The following is a 19690-nucleotide window of genomic DNA, read 5'->3' on the forward strand; positions in this document are numbered from 1 at the left end:
TGTCCCCTTCTCGTCTCGGATCAGCTCCCGCGACTACCCGCTGCGAACCCGCTCTAACGACACCGCCCGGACACTCTCGGCTCAAATTTTCCGCAACTTCCCGACCGTTCTGCTCCGGTGCCCCCCGCGGGCGGCGATCCTGTAATCCATCGGTGTCGGCGGATCGGTCTGCCGCCCCGCGTGGGGGACCTGAACGGGGGATCGCGCTCCGCCGGCAATGGTGCTGGCGAAGCGCGATCAGGGGACCGCCAGCGGGACGGCGCCGACCGCCACCGGTTGACTCAGTTGACCAGCGCCGCCATCAGCCGGTCCAACTCGGCCGCCGGATCGGCGGTGAGACCGGTGTGTACCGGGCCGGTCTGGATCATCGTGCTGCGCGGCGCGGCCAGCCAGTGGAACCGCTCGCCGAGCCGCATCCGGGTTGCCGGCCCGTCCCCGGAGCAGGTCCGGTCCCAGGAGTCGAGCACCGCGGCCACCGCCGGCAGGTCCACGTCGGGCGCGAGCGCGCGGACCCGGTCGGCGTCGAGCTGGGTCCGCGCGGCCAGGAAGTCGCGCTGCTGGCAGTAGAGCAACACCCCGACGTTGATCTGCTCGCCGCGCTCGATCCGGGGCACGAGCCGGATCAGCGCGTACTCGAAGGGGTGCCTCATGCCGCTCCCCCCGGTGGCAGCCAGTCGGCCGTGCGCTTGACGCGGCGCGACAGGTGCCGCAGGTACGCGTCGCGCGCCGCGTCGGCCGTCTCGAAGTCGGCGGCGGTCAGCCACGCCGCAGGCACCAGCGCCAGCACCTCGGCGAGCAGCTCCGGAGTGACCCGGGAGGCCAGCTCCGCGTCGGCCTCGGCCAGCCGCGACGCGTACGGCGCCAGCACGTGGTCCTCGGCGCGGTAGGCGCGGTGTACCACAGCCTCGGCCCGTGGCCAGTTGTGGTGGAAGTACAGCGAGGCACCGTGGTCGATCAGCCACAGCTCCCGATGCCAGACGAGCAGGTTGGGGTTGCGCCAACTCCGGTCGACGTTTTCGACGTACGCGTCGAACCAGAGCACCCGGGAGGCCAGCACCGGGTCTACCGGGTGCGCCACCGGGTCGAAACCCAGCGCCCCGGGGAGGAAGTCCATCCCCAGGTTGGCGCCGCCGCTGTTGCGCAGCAGCTCCTGCACCTCCTGGTCGGGCTCGGCGCGCCCGATCACCGGGTCGATGTCGAGGACCACCAGCGGCGGCACCCGCAGCTCCAACCGGCGGGCCAGCTCACCGCAGATCACCTCGGCGATCAGCGCCTTGGGCCCCTGCCCGGCACCCCGGAACTTCGCCACGTACGTGCCCAGGTCGTCGGCCTCCACCACACCCGGCAGCGACCCACCCTCGCGCAGCGGGGTGACGTATCTGATCGCGGTGACCTGGCGGAGCACGCCGCCCAGCCTACTGTGGCCTGCGGCCGCGCCCGCCGGGCATCAGTCGAGCTTGTCGCGCAGCTTGTCGACCTGGGTCTGGAGGCGGTCCACCGCGCTCTCGTTGTTGACGAACGTGGTGATGCCCGCGGCGAGGCCGAGACCGATCAGCACGGCCAGGATGCTGAGCACCAGGCCGCCGATCGACACGCCCCGGCCGGTGACCCCCGGTCGGCTCGCCATCTTGAGGCCGACGATGCCGAGGATGATGCCGATGATGCCGAGCACCAACCCCAGCCAGGCGAGGATCGCGGTCAACACGCTGAACAGCCCGGCCACCCCGAACACCAGGGCAAAGGTCGCGGCGGCGCTGGTCTTGGCCCCGGTCCCGGAACGATTGGACCCGGACCTCGTTCCGGCATTCCGTGCCGGCTCGCTTGCGGCGGTCATGGGACTGACTCCCTTCCGTACGCGCGGCGCGCGCACTTGCGGCGAGCCGCTTTCCCAGGTCAACGGCGGTTACGCCTCCCGTCGGCCGGAGTGTCGGTGGCCGGCCCTACGCTGGCCCTCCGGTCCCCGGAAAGGACGCCCGATGCCTGTCGACCTCAGCGCGGCCGACGCCCTGGCGCTGCGGATGACCAGCCTGCTGCTGGGTCCGCACCCGAACAGCCGTCCCGGCACCGTCGCCGACGTGGTCGAGTGGTTCGGCGCGATGCAGGCACAGGACCTGTCCAGCGGGTTGTGGTCGCTCGGTGCCCGGCTGCCCGGCCGCGACGTCGCCGACGTGCGGGCCGCGCTGGAACGGCGCGAGGCGCTGCGCACCTGGCCGATGCGCGGCACCGTGCACCTCGTCCCGCCCGCCGACGCCCGTTGGATGCTGGAGCTGACCGGCGTCCGCGCACTGGCCGGTTCGGCGACCCGGCGGGCACAGCTCGGTCTCACCGAGGCCGACGAGGACCGCGCGCTCGACGTCCTCGGCGGCGCGCTGGCCGGCGGCGGCCGACTCACCCGGGCGCAGTGCCTGGCACCTCGCGCGCGGCCGGCCTGGGCACCGACGGGCAGCGCGGCTACCACCTGCTCTGGCAGGCGGGTGTGCGGCGGGGTGACCTGGCGTGGCACCGAACATCGGCACCGACCAGACCTTCGTCCTGCTGGACGAGTGGGCACCCGCGCCCCGCAGGCCGGAGCGGGACGAGGCGTTGGCAGTGCTCGCCCACCGCTACGTGCGCGGGCACGGCCCGGTCACCGACCGGGAGTTCGCCGGGTGGAGCGGCCTCACAGTGACCGACGCCCGGCGCGGGCTGGCCGCCGTCGGCGACGCGATCCTCGCGATGCGGGTCGAGGGCGAGCCGATGTACGTCGACGCGGCGCTGGCCGACGCTCCACGCGCCGCACCTGACGCCGTGCTGGCGCTGCCCGGCTTCGACGAGTACCTGCTCGGCTACCGGGACCGCACCTTGATGCTCGACCCCGCGCACAAGGCGGCCGTGGTGCCGGGCAACAACGGCGTCTTCCAGGCCACCGTGGTCCGCGCCGGTCGGGTGGTGGGCGTGTGGAAGCGCAGGGTCGGCAGGGCTGCGGTCGCCGTGACGGTCCAGCCGCTCACCCCGCTCGACGCCGCCGCGCGGGCCCGGGTGGAGCAGGCGTTGGGGCGGTACGCCGACTTCCTCGGGCTGGCTCCCCGCATCGACTGGCTGACCTGATCCCGCCGCGTCACTCCTGCGCGGGTGCCGGGTCGGCCGGTAGCGGGCGGGCGGCGCTGAGCAGGTCGACGATCCGGGTCACCCGCGGGTCCGCGCGGATCTGCGCCACGCTCGCCGGCAGCGGCAACCGCCAGTTCGGGTACTCGTCGACAGTGCCCGGCATGTTGGGTTGGCGCACCTCCCCCAGCACGTCGTAGAGGGAGACGCCGAGCAACCGGGCCGGGCTGGCCGCGAGCGCGGCGTGCATCGCCACCACCACCTCGCCGTCGTCGGAGCCGGATCGGGCCGCGCCGGGCCCGGGGTCGCCGCCGGCTCGGGCAGCAGACTCTCGGCCCGCAACATGCCGAGCAGCCGGTCGCGGTCCGCGACGGCGCGGGCCCGCTCCACCGCCACGTCGGTGCCGAGCAACTTCAACTCGTCGCGCACCCGCACGTGCTCACCGGTCAGGAAGCCCGGCGCGGTGGGCAGGTCGTGGGTGGAGATCGTGGCGAGGGCGTTGCGCGGCCACCGGGCCGGTGGGATGAAGTCATCCTCGTCGTCACGCGCGAACCACAGCACTGTGGAGCCGAGCATGTTGCGCCCCCGGAGCCCACGGGTCACCGCCGGTTGGACGGTGCCGAGATCCTCACCGACCACCACCGCACCGGCCCGGTGTGCCTCCAGCGCGAGGATGCCCAGCATCGCCTCGGCGTCGTAGCGCACGTAGGTGCCCTCGGCTGCCCCACCGCCCGGCGGCACCCACCACAGCCGCCACAGCCCGGCGACGTGGTCGACCCGCAGGCCACCCGCGTGCCGCAGGGCTCGGCGCAGCATGTCCCGGTAGGCCGCGTACCCGGTGGCGGCCAGCCGGTCCGGGCGCCACGCGGCGAGCCCCCAGTCCTGACCGAGTTGGTTGAAGTCGTCCGGCGGCGCGCCGACCCGCACGCCCTGGGCCAGCACGTCGGCGAGCTGCCAGCCGTCCGCGCCGCCGGGGTCGATGCCGACGGCCAGGTCGTGCACGACACCGACCGGCATCCCGGCGGACCGGGCCGCCGCCGTGACGGCGTCGAGCTGCTCGTCGCAGAGGTGTTGCAGCCAGGCGTGGAAGGCGACCCGGTCGGCGAGTTGCCGACGCTGCTCGGCGACCGCCGGGCCGTCGGGGTGGTGCAACTCCGCCGGCCAGGCCCGCCAGTCGTTGCCGTGCCGCTCGGCCAACGCGCACCAGGTGGCGAAGTCGGCCAGCGCCGGGTCCGCGTCGAGGTCGACCGGCTGGGCGTACGGGTGCAGCAGCTCCAGCGCGTGCCGCTTGGCGGCCCACACCTCGTCGTAGTCGATCAGTGAGCCCCGGTCCGGACGCAACGCGTCGACCACCGCACGGGTCGCCGGGTCCGCCGCGCGGTATGCCGCGGTGTCGCTGACCCGCAGGTAGAGCGGGTTGACGAAACGTCGACTGGCGGGTGAGTAGGGCGAGGCGGCCACCGGGTGCGCCGGTCCGACCGCGTGCAGCGGGTTGAGCAGCACCAGGCCCGCACCGGTGGCGCCGGCCCACCCGGTGAAGTCGGCGAGGTCACCGAGGTCGCCCATGCCCCAGGAGCGTTCCGAGCTGAGCGCGTAGAGCTGGAGCATCCATCCCCAGGTGCGCGGTGGCACCGGCAGCCGACGGGGCACCACCACCACTGTCACCTCGCGGTCGGCGCAGGCCAGCCGATGCCAACCCAGCGGCAGGTCCGGCGGCAGCTCACCGTCGACCGGGCGGCGGCTCCCGTCCTCCAGGGTCAGCACACCCGGGCCGGGCAGCATCCGGGTGGCGCCCTGGGCGAGCACGACCGTCGCCGGCAGCGCGTTCCGGTCGACCGCCCGGGCGGCGGCGAGCGCGTCGGCGATGGCGGTCGGGCTGCTGGCGTCCACGCCGAGCAGGCCGAGCACGCCCACCACGGTCTGCGGTGCGACCTCGACGCGCCGGTGCCGCCAGTCCTCGTACCAGGTGGAACACCGTGCGCGTTGGCCAGCGCGGCCACGTCGTCGGTTCATCCCGTCCCCCGCTTCGCCACCCGATCTGCGACAACCTTGCCACGACCGGGCCCGGGGCGCAGGACAGCGCCGGGGCCGGCGGGTCGACCCGCGGCCCGGCGCCACGGTGGACGGTGTCAGTCGCCGAGCGCGCCCGCCGAGCGGCCCTCGCGCAGGGTCAGGTTGCGGCCGGTGCCCGGGTCGAACAGGTGGATCTTCTCCAGGTTGAACCAGACCCGCCGGGACTGCCCCTCGGCGACCGGGGACTCGGCGGACAGCCGGGTCACCAGGTTGCCGCCGGCACCGGCGAAGTCCGCGGCACCCGCGTCGGCGGCCAGCTCCTCCAGCTCGGCGGCGCTGGCCTTCTCGCCCTCCACGGTGAAGTAGACGTACTTGTCGGAGCCCATCGACTCGACGATGTCCACCGGCGCCTCGAACTCGATGCCCCGCCGGCGGGTGTCGTCGTCGACCAGTTCGGCGTCCTCGAAGTGTTCGGGTCGGATGCCGAGGATCAGCTCGCGGGGCGCGTCGGCCGCCTCCAGCTCACGGCGGACCCGGTCACCGAGTGGCACGTTGCCCAGCGCGGTGTGAAGCCCGCCGTCCTGCACCGCGGCGTGCAGGAAGTTCATCGACGGCGAGCCGATGAAGCCGGCCACGAAGAGGTTGCGCGGGTGGTCGTACAGCTCCTGTGGGGGGCCGACCTGCTGCACCGCACCCCCGCGCATGATCACCACGCGGTCGCCGAGGGTCATCGCCTCGGTCTGGTCGTGGGTGACGTAGACGGTGGTGGTGCCGAGCTGCTTCTGCAGGCGGGACACCACGGTGCGCATCTGCACCCGCAGCTTGGCGTCGAGGTTGGACAGCGGCTCGTCCATCAGGAACGCCTTCGGCTGGCGGACGATGGCCCGGCCCATCGCCACCCGCTGGCGCTGACCGCCGGAGAGGTTGGCGGGCTTGCGGTCCAGCAGGGAGGTCAACTCCAGCACCTTGGCCGCCTCGTCGACCTTCTGGTTGATGGTTTCCTTGTCGAGCTTCGCCAGCCGCAGCGGGAACGCCATGTTCTCCCGCACCGTCATGTTCGGGTACAGCGCGTACGACTGGAACACCATCGCGATGTCCCGGTCCCGGGGGGCCTTGTCGTTGACCCGCTGCCCGCCGATGCGTAGCTCGCCGGAGCTGATGTCCTCCAGCCCGGCGATCATGTTGAGGGTGGTCGACTTGCCGCAGCCCGAGGGCCCGACCAGGATCACGAACTCGCCGTCGGCGATCTCCAGGTCGACGTCCTGCACGGCGACGGTCCCGTCCGGGAAGCTCTTGCTCACCTTGTCGAGCACGATGTCAGCCATGACTACTCACCTATCCCTTGACTGCGCCGGAGGTCAGACCGGACACGATGCGACGCTGGAAGAAGAGGACGAACAGGATGATCGGCACGGTGATCACCACGGCGGCGGCGCAGATCGCCCCGGTCGGGTCTTCGAACTGCGACTCGCCGGTGAAGAACGACAGGGCGACCGGCACCGTACGGGCGCGTTCGGTGGAGGTCAGCGTGATGGCGAAGAGGAAGTCGTTCCAGCAGAAGATGAAGACCAGGATGGCCGTGGTGAACAGGCCGGGCGCGGCCAGTGGGGCGATCACCCGCCGGAACGCCTGCCCCTGGGTCGCGCCGTCCATCTTCGCGGCCTTTTCCAGGTCCCACGGGATCTGCTTGAAGAACGCCGACAGCGTGTAGATCGCCAGCGGCAGCGCGAAGGTGATGTACGGCAGGATCAGTCCGGGCCAGGTGTCGAAGAGGCCGAGTTGACGCTCGATCTCGAACAGCGGCGAGACCAGTGACACCTGCGGGAACATCGCGATCAGCAGGGAGACGCCGACCAGCAGCTTCTTGCCGGGGAAGTCCAGCCGGCTGATCGCGTACGCGGCCATCGCGCCGAGCACCACCGCGATCAGCGTGGCGATCAGCGCGATGCCGATCGAGTTGATCAGCGCCCGGACGAACTGGTCGGTGTCGAAGATCGTCCGGTAGTTGTCAAGCGTCCATTCCCGGGGGATGAACTTCCCGTCGGTGAGGGTGGCCGGCGTCTTGAACGACAGCGACGCGATCCAGAGGACCGGGATCAGCGCGAAGACGACCACCAGGACGTCGAGCAGACCCCAGCGCAGCTTTGCCCTGGTAGTGGTTTCGACAGCCATGTCAGCGCCTCTCCCCGTCGTCGCTGCCCGGGGCAGCGGTGCCGAACAGCTTCACGAAGACGAAGGCGATGATCGCCACGGTGATGAAGATGAGCACCGACATCGTCGAGCCGATGCCGAGGTTGAGGCCCCGGATCAGGTTGTTGTAGGCGAGCATCGACACCGACGAGGTCTCGTTGCCGCCGGCGGTCAACACGAAGATGTTGTCGAAGACCCGGAACGCGTCCAGGGTGCGGAACAGCAAGGCGACCAGGATCGCCGGCTTCATCACCGGCAGCATGACCTTGGTGAACTTCTGCCAGCCGGTCGCGCCGTCGGTGGAGGCCGCCTTGAGCAGGTCCTCCGGCACCAGCGCCAGCCCGGCCATCAGCAGCAGCGCCATGAACGGGGTGGTCTTCCAGATCTCCGCGAGCATGATGATCGCCAGGGAGCTGGCCCGCTCGGTGAGGGGTGCGCCGTCGCTGAACAGGTTGGCCAGGTAGCCGGTGCCGGGCGTCCAGGCGTACCGCCAGGAGAACGCGGCGACCACAGTGACGATCCCGTACGGAATGAGCGCCGAGGTGCGCACGATGCCGCGTCCGATCAGGGTGCGGTGCATGATCAGCGCGAGCCCCATGCCGAGCACCAGCTCGACGGCCACGGTGACCACCGTGATCAGCATGGTCACCCCGAACGCGGTCCACCAGAACTCGTTGCTGAGCACTGTCACGTAGTTCTCCAGCCCGATGAACTCGCGCTGGTCGGGGAAGCGCAGGTCGAAACGCTGCAACGACAGCCAGACCGAGTAGATGATCGGGTACGCGGTCACCGCGATCATGACCAGCGCGGCGGGCGCGCAGAGCAGCCAACCGAGGCGGCGTTCGGCCTTCTTGTTCTCGCTCAGCGCTGGCTTGCCACGGCCGCCACGCTGGGTGGGAACGGTGGCGGTGGCCCGGGTCTCCTCGGCGGCGACGTCCGCGCCGGTCGGCGTGGCGTTGACACTCATGGGAGCACCCCCTTCGACTGGAGGGCGTCGGCGATGGCGTCGCGCAGCTCGTCGGCGGCCTGCTGCGGGCGGATCCCGGACGGCGGCGACAGGATCGCCGACATCACTGTGGAGATGCTCTGGTAGGCGGGCGTCAGGGGACGGGTCGCCGGGTCCTTCAGCTCCTCCAGGATGGTGTCCTTCATCGGGTACGCCTCGGTCATCTCCGGCTCGTCGTAGACGGCCTCGATGGTCGGCGGCACGCCGTCGTTGATGGCGGAGAACTTCTGGTGCTCGGCGCTACGCAGGCACCGGGCCGCTTCGAAGGACAGCTCCGGGTGCTTGGAGTAGGAGCTGACCGCCAGGTTGACGCCACCGATGGTGACCTTGCTGGGGGTGCCCTCGTCGACGCCGGGGATGCGGGCCCAACCGACCTGCTTGGCCAGGTCCGGGTTCGCCTCCTGCAGGGCCGGGTAGACGAACGGCCAGTTCACCTGGAACGCGCCCGCGCCGGACTGGAACTCCAGCCGAACCGGGTCCTCGGTGGCGTTGCTGAACGACGGCGAGGTTACGCCCGACGTGGCGAAGCGCTTGAGCTGGTCCAGCGCCTGGACGGTGCCGTCGTCCATCACGGCCTTCGTGCCGTCCTCGTTGAGGATCTTGCCACCGGCGCTCTCGGCCAGGGTGTTGTAGAGCACGACCAGACCCTCGTACTGGGCCCCCATGGTGAGCACCTGGTACGGCTTGCCCTGCTGCTTGAGCTGCTGGGCCGCGCTGATCATCTGGTCCCAGGTGGTCGGCGGCTGGGGCACCAGGTCCTTGCGGTACCAGAGCAGCTGGACGTTCGTGTTCTTCGGCGCCGCGTACAGCTTGTCCTGGTAGCGGGCGGTGTCCAGCGGCCCGGCGAGGGTGCCCTGCTCGACCTCGGCCTTGTCCTGGCCGGTCCACTCCCGGATCCAGTCGGCGCTGGCGAACTCCTGGGTCCAGGTGACGTCCAGGCCGAGCAGGTCCATGCCGCTGTCCTCGGCGGCCAACCGGCGCACCATCTGCACCCGCTGGTCGTCGGCCTGCCGGGGTAGCACCCGGTAGGCGATCTCGTACCGGCCCTGCGCCTGCGCGTTGCAGTCGTCGACGACCTTCTGCAGGTTCTGCTCGGGCGGGTAGTACAGGTTGAGCGTCGGTGGGCCACCATCGTCGTCCGCGCCGCACGCGGCCAGCGGTGCGACGAGCGCCAGCGCGGCGGCCGCCGCGCCCAGCCGAACAACCGGCCGGCGTCGGCGTCGAGCCGCCTCGGGGTCCGTCATCGCCCTCCCCCTCTCTTCGGCGAAACCGGGGAGGGCATCCGTGCCCCGGCGCACGGCGAGACAACCCGAGCCCTGAACTGCGGAAACGCCCCGGCCCGGATGCTCCGTGCGGCTACACTGCCCCACCCGCGAAGCCACGAAACCTGGCTGTCACAGCGAGCGTGCGGACAGCGACCTCCGTCCGTCCTGCGCCAGCCGGCTTGACAAGGGGCGGAGTCGATCACGCGCGGTCAGCTCCGGGTCCTCGCCCAGGAGAGGAAACGCTCGGTCATCCGGGCCGGCGGGTGATCCGGGTGGAGCTGGGTGAGCTGGTTCGTCGCCTCGTGCATCAGCGTGCCGAGATAGATCAGCAGCGACGTCCGGTTGTTCCGGTACTCCGTCAGCAGTGCGAGCTTGGCCGGCTGGCAGGGCCACTCGGTGCCACAGTTCCGGCACCGCCACAGGGGGCGCATGGCGACGTGCGGAACTGGCGGCCGGCCCACCATCACCGCCACCGCACAGCGGCGGCACCCTGCACGTCGAACCGGCGGCCTGGAAGGCGTTCGTCGAGTACGCCAAGCAACACTGACGCGCCAGGCCCTGCCGGCCCCACCGCCACAGCCGGCAATCTTGGACAGTTACCGTTCAGACGGAACGGAAACTGTCCAAGATCTCCGCCGCCGACACCGGCGGCACCGCGCCACGCCGAGCAGCACCGCGCCCACAGGCACGCGTCGACCAGGCATGCTGGAGGCATGATCGCGCGCTTCAAGGACCTCTGTCTGGACGCCAACGATCCGCTCGCGCTGGGCGGCTTCTGGGCCCGGATGCTCGACGCCGACATGGCCGACGCCGGTGACGACGACACCCGGGTGGACCCACGCTCCGCGCGCTCGGACGCCGAGTCGATCTGGGTGAACAAGGTGCCCGAGCCTCGGGTCGGCAAGACCCGCGTACACCTGGATCTGCGGTTGCCCGGCGCGGACCCGGGGCCGCTGCTCGCGGACGGCGCCCGGCTGGTTCGCGAACCGGCCGGCGAGGCGACCTGGTGGGTGTTGGAGGACCCGGAGGGCAACGAGTTCTGCGCGTTCCCGGCCCGAGCGGGCACCCGACCGGGCCCGTTCGAGCTGGTGGTGGACTCGGCCGACCCGGCCGCCCAGGCGACCTGGTGGGCGGGCGTGCTCGGTGGCACCGTCGAGGACGAGCCGACCACCTCGTCGGTGGTCGGCGCGGCCGGTTTCCCCTGGGACTACTGGGTGTTCGTCGGGGTGCCCGAGCCCAAGACGGTCAAGAACCGCCTGCACTGGGACGTCGAACTGGCCGACCCGGAGCCGATGGCGCTGATCGCGGCGGGCGCGACGCTGCTGCGCGAGCCGCTCGACGAGGCGCACTGGTGGTGGGTGCTGGCCGACCCCGAGGGCAACGAGTTCTGCGCCTTCGCACCACGTCCCACCGGGTGAACGACCGACTACCGAGCGCGGGCGGTGTCGGCTAGCGTTTTGCTAACGCCGCAGCCAGCGCGGTCGCCGCCGTCGTCGACACGCCTCCGGCCGACCCCAGCCTGCCCGATCGGTGGGTAATCGCGGGAACGCCCCACCGCCGCTCCCCCGGTTCGGCAGGATCGTCCCAACGAGGAGGTGCCGTCGTGCAGGACACCCGCGCTCTCGCCCTGACGTTCGAGGTGAGCGGCCTGCCACCGGTCAAGACCGAAGCGTTGTCCATCTTCGCCGCCGGGCATCGGCAGGCGACGAGGGTCCGCACCCTGCTCCAGGCCGCCCTCGCCGCGGCCCAGCGGACCGGCTGGACACCGTTGCCCGGGCCGATCGAGGTGGACCTGGTGTTGCGCTGCCCGCCCGGGCACCGTACGTCCGACGCCAGCACGCTGCTCGGCGGCGTCTGCGCGGTGCTCCAGGACAAGAAGCGGGTGTCGACCATCGGCCTCGCCCACCTCGGCGTCCTGGTGGACGTCGCCCTCTACGACGACGACCGGCAGATCCGCCGGTTGTCGTACCACGAGGAGCCGGCCGAGGACTTCTCGTATCAGGTCCGGGTTTCGGCCGTACCTGACGGGGTTTGACCGACGTCCGCGGTGGGGTACCGCGGACGCCGACGAAGGGAGCACCGATGTCGGAGCCACATGTCACGCTCGACCCCCGCGGGCTCGACCCTGTGCAGCAGAAGCTGCGCGGCCCGCTGGAGGAGCAGCTGACCTCGGCGCTTCAGGCGGCCACCGACCGGGTTCGCGCCGACTACGACGGCGAACCGGTCGAGCAGGTCTGCCAACGCCTGTTGGAGGAGACCCGCTCCGGGCTCCATCCCGACATCGCGGCCGGGTTCAACCCGGACATGGACGAGTTCTGCCGGGTGGCGGTGGCGATCGTCCGGCGCGAGGGCAGCTGAGCCTCGTCAGTATCGACCGAGTTGGTCGTACGGGCTGAGCACGATGCGGGGCGAGAGCGCCGGGTCGAGCCAGGTGAGCACGTCGACCAGATGATCGCGGGCGAGGGAGACGCAGCCGGCGGTGGCGTTGCCGGCGCTGGTGCTGAACTGGTGCAGGAAGATGCCGCTGCCCGCGTTCGGCACCGGTTTCGCCACGTTCGGCGGCATGTTGTAGGTGATCACCGCGAAGTGCGTGTACGCGGGAGTCTCCTGCCACAGCGCCTCGCTGGCCCCGCCCGGGTTGGTCGAGCTGTGCTGGAAGCTGTTGTATGCCGCCGACGACGGGTTCTCGTTCCACCAGTCACCGCTGACCAGCCGGTGGTACGGGTATCGCGTGCCAGGGTTCGCGGCGATGCCGTACATGGTCGGGCCGATCGAGTAGACCCCGGTGGGGGTGGTCGGCACGCCCTCCACGTGGTTGTCGCTGAACCCCTTCGAGCCGATCCGCGCGGGCAGCGACGACGAGGCGGGCTGCCAGCGACCCCGGACCTGCACGTACGCCTCAAGGGTGGCGTACGTGGTGGTGTAGCTGCTCGCGGCGACCACGATCACCTGCCGCGTCTGGGTGGGCAGGGTGGTCAGCTGGGCGGCCAGGTTGCGGCGGGGCAGCGTGCTCGGGCGGCTCGACCGGGGAATCGGTGCGGTGCCCCAGGGCGGGGCCGGGGGCCGGCTCGCGCCGAGCGCGGGCGCCGTCGGGGTGAGCAGACCCGGTGCCGCCAGCCCTGCGGCGGCACCGAGCAGGAGGGATCTACGCTTCATCCGGTCATCCTGACAGCCGATTCGGCTCTGGTCTGCCCCGCGCTCGCCGACCGGCCCCAAACCACCGGTCAGAAGTGCCGCAGCAGGTCCCGGAACGCGGCCAGCCACAGGATGCCGGCGTCGGTCGGGTCCAGCTCGTCGTCCTCCAGCACCCAGGTGTTCTCGTTGGGGATGAACACCGCGTTCAGCCCGGCCGCCCGCGCCGGGAGGATGTCGGACTTCGGGGAGTTGCCGATCATCCAGGCGCCGGCCGGTGCGAAGCCGTGCTCCCGAACCAGCCACCGGTAGGTGTCGACGTTCTTCTCCGCGACGATGTGCGCGGCCCCGAAGTGGTGCAGCAGGCCGCAGGCGTCCAGCTTGCGCTGTTGCTCCTCCCGGTCCCCCTTGGTCAGCAGCAGCAGCTCGTGCCGGCCGGCCAACTCGTCGAGCGCGTCGGCCACCCCGGGCATCAACTCCACCCGGTGCTCCACCAGGGCCACCGCCAGCCGGTCGATCTCCTGGCGTTCGGCCTCGGTGGCCGGCCGCTCGCGCAGCCGTTCCAGGCACTCGGCCAGGCTGCGCAGGAAGACCTTGCTGCCGTACCCGTGCGCCAACGCGTTGGCCCGCTCGATGTCGTCGAGCACGGCCCGCAGTTCGGCCCGGTCCAGGGTCGGGTGGTCCAGCCAACCCAGGAAGTCCTCGATCACCCGCTCGAAGACGACGTTGTTCTCCCACAACGTGTCGTCCGCGTCGAAGATCAACACTTGCGCCTGTCGCACTGCCATGCCGCCCCCTCGCGATCATGCTCGCTGCGGTGCGGAACTTTAGGGCATGTCACCCGGCACGCCCACCGGGTTTCCGCCCGTCGGGCAGGGCCAGCGCAGCAACCGCTCGGCGATCAGCGCCTCGCGTTCCTCCTGCCCCTCGGGTCTGAGCCGGCCACCACGGGTGAGCATCACCACGCCGTGCAACAGGCTCCAGCCGACCTCGGCGAGGGTGTCCGGGTCCCGGCCCTCGGCCAGCGGGGTCAGGGCCGCCCGCAGTTCGGCGAAGACCGCCCGGGGCGCGGCCGGCACGCCGTCCACGCCGAGGGCCAGGTCCGGGGTCAGCGCGAGCATCGCGTCATAGACCTCCGGATTCGTGTACGCGAAGTCGAGGTACGCGGTGGCGACCGCCGGCCAGGCACCGTCGGGGCTGTCGGCGGCCTCGGCGTGCGCCTCCGCGAGATCGGCGGCCAGGTCGGCGAAGGCGCACACGGCGACGGCGGCGAGCAGCGCCTCCAGGTCCGGGAAGTGCCGGTAAACGTCACCCACGTCGATCTCGGCCTGCTCGGCGAGCCGTCGGATGCTCACCCCAACCCAGCCCTCCGCCTCGGCCAACTCCCGCGCGACCGTGACGATGAGGTCACGCCGGTCCTGTTCGGTGGCCTTCTCGGCAGGTCCGGGCACGCACACGAGCGTAAGCCCGGACACCCCCGGTAGCTGCCCGTTGACAGATTGGTGACTGTGCGGCGACCGCCGCCGAGGCGTTGCCGGCTCCGAACGCGACACGCCACAGCCGGCGGTCGATCGACGACTTCTCGGACGGCCAGCAGGGTGTCAGTGAGCCCGCAAGCGCTGCGGTGTCTGTTCGTCGGCCTCGCCCTGGTGTGCGTCCCGGCCAGGACCCGGGCTGGGCCCTGGCCGGGACAACTGGTCAGCCGACCCGGCCGGCGCGCTGCCGGCGACGGGTCAGCAGCACCAGGAAGAGGCCGACGAGAGCCAGCATGCCGCCGACGCTCAGCGGCGCGGCGACGGTGTCACCGGTTACCGGAAGGATCCGCGAAACGTAGCGGAAGGTGAGCCCGTTGGAGGCTCCCCCATCGGTGCTCACGACCACCGTGGTGTTCCCGGCCGCGCAGGCCGGCGTACGGAAGGTCAACGAACGCCCGTCCGGCGCCACGGTGACCGCGCCCGCCGGGATGGTCTGGCCGCAGATGGTGACCACGGTCCGACCCGGAACAAAGCCGGAACCGCCGACCGTCACGGTGGTACCGCCACCGGTCGTCCCCTGGCCCGGGTTCAGCGAGCCGATGACCGGAGGGGCGATCTGGTACGTGAACCCGCCCGGTTCGACGACGTCGTCACCGGGCAGTTGCACCGTCACGTCCACCGTGCCGGGCAGGCCAGGTGGGGTGACCACGGTCAGCGAGGTGCCGCTCGGGTCCACGACGAGGTTGGTTCCCGGCGTGTTGCCGAAGTTCACGCCGGTCGCGCCGGTGAGGCCGGTCCCGGTGATCGTCACGGTCGTGCCACCGGTGGTCGGGCCGGTGTTCGGCACGATCGAGGTGATCGTCGGCGCGACGTACGTAAACGGTGGCGCGGCGGCGGTGCCCGCAGGGAAGACCAGCCGCACATTGGCCGGTCCGGCCGTGTTCGGCGGCGTCACGACGGTGATCGTGGTGCCGGCCGGGTTGACGGTGAACCCGGTGCCGGGCACCCCGTCGACTGTCACTCCGGTGGCTCCGGTGAAGCCGGTCCCGGTGATGGTCACCGTGGTGCCACCCGAGGTGGGCCCGGTCGTCGGCGTCAGCCCGGTCACGTCGGCGCCACTGCCGTCGGCCAGGTACGTGTAGTCCAGCGGTGTGGACGCACCACCGACCGTCGACACCACGACCGCCGCCGGGCCGATCGCGCCAGGCGGGGTGACCGCCGTCAGCGACGTGCCCGCCGCGTTGACCGTGACGTCAGTGGCCGGCACCCCGTCGAAGGTGACGGTCGTGCCACCGGGGATGAAGCCGGCACCGGTGATCGTCACCGTCTGACCACCCGACTGCGGACCCTCGTCCGGCGTGATAGCGGCGGCGGTCGGAGTCGCCGCCACGTAGCTGAAGGCGTCCGGTGCGCTCGCATTCGCGCCCGGGACCAGCACGGTCACGTCCACCGGACCGACCGGCCCGGACGGTGTGACCACGGTCAGCGAGGTACCGTCCGGGGCCACGACGAGGTTCGTCCCCGGGTTGCCGCCAAAGGTCACCCCGGTCGCACCGGTGAACCCGGTCCCGGTGATCGTCACCGTCGTACCACCGGTGTTCGGGCCCGAGTTCGGCACGACCGAGGTGATCGTCGGCGCGATGTAGGTGAACGTCGGCGCGGTCACCCGTCCTGCCGGAAAGACGAGCTCGACCAGGGCCGGTCCGGCGGGGTTCGGCGGGGTCACCACGGTGATCGTGGTGCCGGCCGGGTTGACGGTGAAGCCGGTGCCGGGCAGGCCGTCGAAGTCGACTCCCGCCACGCCGGTGAAGCCGGTGCCGGTGATGGTCACCGTCGTACCGCCGGCGGTCGGACCGGAGGTCGGCGTGAGACCGTTGATCACGGCCGCACTTCCGTCGGCCAGGTACGTGTAGCCCAGCGGCGCTGCCGTGCCGTTCACCGTACTGACGACGACCGACGCCGGGCCGACCGCGCCGGGCGGGGTGACCGCCGTCAGCGAGGTGCCCCCCGGCGCCACTGTGACAGCGGTCGCCGGTACGCCGTCGAAGGTGACAGTGGTGCCACCCGGAATGAAGCCCGTACCGGTGATCGTCACCGTCTGGCCGCCCGATTGTGGGCCCTCGTCTGGCGTGATCGTCGCGGCTGCGGGTGCGGCCGGCGGGCGCTCGCAGTTGGCCTCGGCCACGATCACGGTCCCGACCGGGATGGTCGTCGGCGCGCCGAGGACGGTGCCGGACAGCGTGAGCGCGGCCCGCACGGCGACCGCGGCCGCGCCGGTGGCGGTCGTCGTCTCGACCCGGGTCAACGAGGCGTTCAGGCTCGCGCCCAGCAGACCCGGTACGATCACCGCCGCGCTACCCACGACGGCGGGGCCGTTCGCCGTCAGCGTGACCGCCGAGCCGAAGAGCTCCAGCCCGACGAGGGTGGTGTCCGCGCTGGTCGCACCGACCTGCGGGCAGATCGCGGTGGCGGTGACCTCGGTCGCGTCCAGCACGTCGACCCCGAGCACGGTCAGGTTGAGGCCGTTGACGCTGGACGACGCCGACGACGAGGCCGCTGCCCGGGTGGCGGCGACCTCCTCGACGGTGCCGCTGGCGGTGACCCCGAGCGCTCCCGGTATCGAGATGGCCAGCAGCGTCTCGGTGTCGGTGCCGCCGGCCGCCGGCGCGGTGGCCGTACCGATCGTGGCGTCCGCGGTGATCACGGCTATGCCGAGCACCTCCGCGGCCAGGTCGACGACGACACCACGGGCGTTCGCGTCACCCGGCGCCGCCCGAGCCGGCGTCTGCAACCCAAGGGTCGCTAGGCCGGCGACCAGCACCGCCGTGGATGCGGTCGTGATTCTTCGCAGGACCGAACTCACCGATTCCCCCGTTCAGCTCGACTGACGGGTCTGCTTTGCGTGTCGACACCCGTCATCGACTGAACGATGACAAAAGGTACAAGTTGTGGCAAAACTCCTTATTTATCCAGGAGCCATCTTGGCGTGGCGGATCTGGCTGCCCGCTCCGCAGCGCTACGGACCTGTACGGCGCAGGGCGGTCACGCTCCGCAGGCGCGACAACTTCTCGGGGTTACGCACCGCGTAGAGCGCGGTGACCAGGCCGTCGTCGACGCGCAGCGTGACGACAGTGTCGATCTCCCCGTCGAACACCAGAACCAGCGCCGGGTGACCGTTGACCTCGGCCAGCCGCATGGCCATGGCGGCGGTCCTGGCCTCCCTGCTGGCCAGTAGTCGGGCCACCTTGTCCGCCCCACTGACCGGCCGCAGCACCGCCTGTTTGATCCCGCCACCATCGCCGAGGAACACGACGTCCGGCGCGAGGATGTCGAGCAGACCCTGCACGTCCCCGGTCCGGACGGCCCGTTGGAACGCGTCGAGGGCACGCCGGGCGTCGGCGGGCGCGACCCGGCTGCGGGGTCGACGCGCGGCGACGTGCGCGCGCGCCCGGTGGGCGATCTGGCGAACGGCAGCCGGGCTCTTGTCGACCGCGTCGGCGATCTCGTCGTAGGCCAGGTCGAAGACCTCGCGCAGGACGAACACCGCCCGCTCGGTCGGTGCCAGCGTCTCCAGCACCAGCAGCATCGCCGTCGAGATGCTCTCGGCCAACTCGACGTCGTCGGCGACGTCCGGCGTGGTCAACAACGGTTCGGGCAGCCAGGGGCCGACGTAGGACTCCCTGCGCCGGCCGACCGTTCGCAGCCGGTTGAGCGACTGGCGGGTGGTGATCCGGACCAGATACGCGCGCGGGTCCCGCACCGCCGTCAGATCCGCGTCCGCCCACCGCAGCCAGGTCTCCTGGAGTACGTCCTCCGCGTCCACGGTCGAGCCGAGCATCTCGTAGGCGACGGTGAAGAGCAGGTTCCGATGGGTGACGAACGCGTCGACGGCAAGGTCCATCCGACCGTCCGCGCTCATGGCCCCACTCCCCAGATCCGACAGGTGCCGATCACGTGTGGCTCCAGTCTCGTCGATCCCGACCACGTCCCCCACCAGACACCGGTGCCGCGCCCGCTGTGACGCCCGGCGCCTGTGCGCCGCGTCACCCGGCGAGCTGTCACAGCGCGCGCACCGGCGGTGTCTCGTGGTCGACCCGAGACGGAAGGATTCTGATGAACCTGGCACTGTGGATCGCGGCCGGACTGTTGGCCGCAGTCGCCCTGCTGGCCGGCGTCACCAAGACTGTCGTACCCAAGGAGAAGTTGGCCTCGGCCCACGGCGGAGGGTGGACCGGCGACGCCAGCGTCGGGTTCGTCAAGGCCCTCGGGGTCCTCGAACTCCTGGCCGCCGTCGGCCTGATCCTGCCCGCCGTACTGGACATCGCGCCGGTGCTGGTGCCGGTGACCGCGATCTGCTGGGTGCTGCTGATGGTCGGCGCGACAATCACCCACCTGCGCCATGACGAGGCGAAGTTCATCGTGCTGAATCTGACCTACCTCGCCCTGGCGGCCTTCGTGGCGTGGGGTCGACTCGGGCCGGAGTCCTTCGGCGGCTGAGCGGGCCGGTGCGATCATCGGTTGGTGTCCCCGTGGGAGATATTCATACGCGTCGTCGCACCCCTGCTCATGGTCGCCGGTGCCGTAGTCGTGCTCTTCGGTCGTGTTCTCCGATTCGCCCGAGAGGTTCTCCCGGCCGCGCGGCTGGCAGTGGGCGTGGGTGGGCCTGTGGCTGATGACGGCCGGTGAGGCGGCCTTCGGCGACGACCGACCATGGTTCGAGCGGTCCTGGAAGGGTGCCGTCGCGCTGCTCGTCGCCGTGGCCGTGGTCGTCGCGGTGGTGCGCCGGCACCGGTGGAAGACCCGGCGCGTCGAGGGCAGCGGCTAGCACGTCGAGCTGCGGCTGGCGTGTCGGTCGGCAGCGGCCCTGGCGCTCAGCGGTCCCACAGCGTCTTGATGTGGTGGGCCGTGAGCAGCGCGGGCATCGGGTCGGCGTGGTGCCGACGGCGGAGCCGCCAGATACGGCCCACGTTCGTCGACACGTTGGGCCCCGGGACGTCGTAGGGACCGCCGCGCGGATACACCGTCAGCACGCTCCCCCACATGCCCGCGTCCACCCAGCCCATCCGTTCGATCTCGGTCCAGGCGTACGAGCGCCGCAGACCCCGACGATCACGGACCAGCAGCCCGACGTCGTCCGCGAGCACCGCGTTCCGCGAACGGGTGAACGCGATCACGACCGACGCGACGCCGACCGCCAGCAGGGTCCAGTTGACCAGGTCGAACAGCACCCCGACCACGATCATCACGGCCAGGAGCGCGACAGGTATCGCGACGGCGGGCCAGGCCCGCGACTGCCCGAGAACGACCGTCTCGCCCACCGGCTGCACCGACTCCCCCATGAACGCTCACGGTAGTGAATGAGCCGCACCGCGGCACTTCGGCATGATCGTGCTCGATCCAGGATCGAGTGGCCTTCCCGCGACATCGACACCACTACATCAAGGATCGAGCGCGATCATGCGGGTCGGGGGCGCGCGGCAGGCGGGTCGGGGCGCACGGCACGCGGGGGGGGCGGGGCGCGGCAG

21 protein-coding genes and 2 pseudogenes are annotated in these 19690 nt (G+C 71.4%); 7 read left to right on the top strand and 16 right to left on the bottom strand.

All coding sequences use genetic code 11. The annotated features are described in order from the left end of the window. Window positions 1–281: 281 nt before the first annotated feature. From JM949_RS12455 to JM949_RS12465, 3 genes are read right to left on the bottom strand one after another with little or no spacing between them, the layout of a single operon-like run. Window positions 282–650 carry a DUF3037 domain-containing protein gene (locus tag JM949_RS12455; protein ID WP_203148595.1) on the bottom strand — a complete coding sequence of 123 codons (369 nt, stop codon included), beginning with the start codon at window positions 648–650 and terminating at the stop codon, window positions 282–284. Further along, a complete protein-coding gene (locus tag JM949_RS12460) occupies window positions 647–1405 on the bottom strand; it encodes a HipA family kinase (RefSeq protein WP_203148596.1) in 759 nt (252 codons plus the stop codon). Before JM949_RS12460 ends, JM949_RS12455 begins: the two co-directional genes overlap by 4 nt. Window positions 1406–1447: 42 nt before the next feature. After that, on the bottom strand, window positions 1448–1834 hold the full coding sequence (locus JM949_RS12465; RefSeq protein ID WP_203148598.1) for a hypothetical protein: 387 nt from the start codon (window positions 1832–1834) through the stop codon (window positions 1448–1450). Between the two features lie 262 nt (window positions 1835–2096). Between JM949_RS12465 and JM949_RS39680 the strand changes: the two are divergent. Together JM949_RS39680 and JM949_RS39095 are read left to right on the top strand one after the other, a co-directional pair. Further along, a pseudogene (locus JM949_RS39680) lies at window positions 2097–2444 on the top strand (DNA glycosylase AlkZ-like family protein); the annotation flags it as partial. A gap of 52 nt (window positions 2445–2496) precedes the next feature. Next, window positions 2497–3087, top strand: coding sequence for a DNA glycosylase AlkZ-like family protein (locus JM949_RS39095; protein ID WP_309232130.1), 591 nt, complete (start codon window positions 2497–2499; stop codon window positions 3085–3087). Between the two features lie 10 nt (window positions 3088–3097). Here the strand turns inward: JM949_RS39095 and JM949_RS38535 are convergent, their stop codons facing one another. From JM949_RS38535 to JM949_RS12500, 7 genes and pseudogenes are all read right to left on the bottom strand, one after another. Beyond that, window positions 3098–3334, bottom strand: a complete 237-nt coding sequence (locus JM949_RS38535; protein ID WP_255545570.1) for a 4-alpha-glucanotransferase — start codon at window positions 3332–3334, stop codon at window positions 3098–3100. 128 nt (window positions 3335–3462) lie between these two features. Further along, window positions 3463–5097, bottom strand: a pseudogene (gene malQ / locus JM949_RS12475) (4-alpha-glucanotransferase); the annotation flags it as partial. Between the two features lie 116 nt (window positions 5098–5213). Next, window positions 5214–6422: an ABC transporter ATP-binding protein gene (locus JM949_RS12480; protein WP_203148600.1), complete on the bottom strand. Its 1209-nt coding sequence runs from the start codon at window positions 6420–6422 to the stop codon at window positions 5214–5216. A 10-nt stretch (window positions 6423–6432) separates the two neighbouring features. Continuing rightward, entirely contained in the window at window positions 6433–7269 is an 837-nt protein-coding gene (locus tag JM949_RS12485) for a carbohydrate ABC transporter permease (RefSeq protein WP_203148602.1), read from the bottom strand. A gap of 1 nt (window position 7270) precedes the next feature. Beyond that, window positions 7271–8254, bottom strand: a complete 984-nt coding sequence (locus JM949_RS12490) for a carbohydrate ABC transporter permease (RefSeq protein ID WP_238433040.1) — start codon at window positions 8252–8254, stop codon at window positions 7271–7273. Continuing rightward, window positions 8251–9537: an ABC transporter substrate-binding protein gene (locus tag JM949_RS12495; protein WP_203148604.1), complete on the bottom strand. Its 1287-nt coding sequence runs from the start codon at window positions 9535–9537 to the stop codon at window positions 8251–8253. Before JM949_RS12495 ends, JM949_RS12490 begins: the two co-directional genes overlap by 4 nt. Window positions 9538–9767: 230 nt before the next feature. Continuing rightward, window positions 9768–10022 carry a flavin reductase gene (locus JM949_RS12500; RefSeq protein WP_238433041.1) on the bottom strand — a complete coding sequence of 85 codons (255 nt, stop codon included), beginning with the start codon at window positions 10020–10022 and terminating at the stop codon, window positions 9768–9770. Window positions 10023–10271: 249 nt separating this feature from the next. On the opposite strand from JM949_RS12500, the gene JM949_RS12505 reads away from it, so the two are divergent. From JM949_RS12505 to JM949_RS12515, 3 genes are all read left to right on the top strand, one after another. Further along, window positions 10272–10976: a VOC family protein gene (locus tag JM949_RS12505; RefSeq protein ID WP_203148605.1), complete on the top strand. Its 705-nt coding sequence runs from the start codon at window positions 10272–10274 to the stop codon at window positions 10974–10976. A 185-nt stretch (window positions 10977–11161) separates the two neighbouring features. After that, window positions 11162–11593, top strand: coding sequence for a RusA family crossover junction endodeoxyribonuclease (locus tag JM949_RS12510; protein ID WP_203148606.1), 432 nt, complete (start codon window positions 11162–11164; stop codon window positions 11591–11593). A 47-nt stretch (window positions 11594–11640) separates the two neighbouring features. Further along, a complete protein-coding gene (locus JM949_RS12515) occupies window positions 11641–11916 on the top strand; it encodes a hypothetical protein (protein WP_203148607.1) in 276 nt (91 codons plus the stop codon). 6 nt (window positions 11917–11922) lie between these two features. Here the strand turns inward: JM949_RS12515 and JM949_RS12520 are convergent, their stop codons facing one another. From JM949_RS12520 to JM949_RS12540, 5 genes are all read right to left on the bottom strand, one after another. After that, complete coding sequence (locus JM949_RS12520; protein WP_203148608.1) at window positions 11923–12714, bottom strand: L,D-transpeptidase family protein; 792 nt, start codon at window positions 12712–12714, stop codon at window positions 11923–11925. A gap of 68 nt (window positions 12715–12782) precedes the next feature. Beyond that, the gene (locus JM949_RS12525) at window positions 12783–13478 is read right to left on the bottom strand and encodes an HAD family hydrolase (RefSeq protein ID WP_203148609.1); all 696 of its coding nucleotides are present in this window, start codon (window positions 13476–13478) and stop codon (window positions 12783–12785) included. A 39-nt stretch (window positions 13479–13517) separates the two neighbouring features. Then, entirely contained in the window at window positions 13518–14141 is a 624-nt protein-coding gene (locus tag JM949_RS12530; RefSeq protein ID WP_309232132.1) for a TetR/AcrR family transcriptional regulator, read from the bottom strand. A 247-nt stretch (window positions 14142–14388) separates the two neighbouring features. Further along, a complete protein-coding gene (locus JM949_RS12535; RefSeq protein WP_203148611.1) occupies window positions 14389–17028 on the bottom strand; it encodes an IPT/TIG domain-containing protein in 2640 nt (879 codons plus the stop codon). 153 nt (window positions 17029–17181) lie between these two features. Then, window positions 17182–18084 (bottom strand): RNA polymerase sigma-70 factor, encoded by a 903-nt coding sequence (locus JM949_RS12540; RefSeq protein ID WP_203148612.1) that lies wholly within the window; start codon window positions 18082–18084, stop codon window positions 17182–17184. Between the two features lie 194 nt (window positions 18085–18278). Between JM949_RS12540 and JM949_RS12545 the strand changes: the two genes are divergently transcribed. Then, window positions 18279–18662 carry a DoxX family protein gene (locus JM949_RS12545; protein WP_203148614.1) on the top strand — a complete coding sequence of 128 codons (384 nt, stop codon included), beginning with the start codon at window positions 18279–18281 and terminating at the stop codon, window positions 18660–18662. 103 nt (window positions 18663–18765) lie between these two features. Continuing rightward, window positions 18766–18990, top strand: a complete 225-nt coding sequence (locus tag JM949_RS12550) for a hypothetical protein (protein ID WP_203148615.1) — start codon at window positions 18766–18768, stop codon at window positions 18988–18990. A 46-nt stretch (window positions 18991–19036) separates the two neighbouring features. Here JM949_RS12550 and JM949_RS12555 read toward each other — a convergent pair whose 3' ends face one another. Further along, window positions 19037–19504, bottom strand: coding sequence for a hypothetical protein (locus JM949_RS12555; protein WP_203148616.1), 468 nt, complete (start codon window positions 19502–19504; stop codon window positions 19037–19039). Window positions 19505–19690 lie beyond the last annotated feature (186 nt).

The organism is Micromonospora tarensis (genome assembly GCF_016803395.1).
GTDB classification, from domain to species: Bacteria; Actinomycetota; Actinomycetes; order Mycobacteriales; family Micromonosporaceae; genus Micromonospora; species Micromonospora tarensis.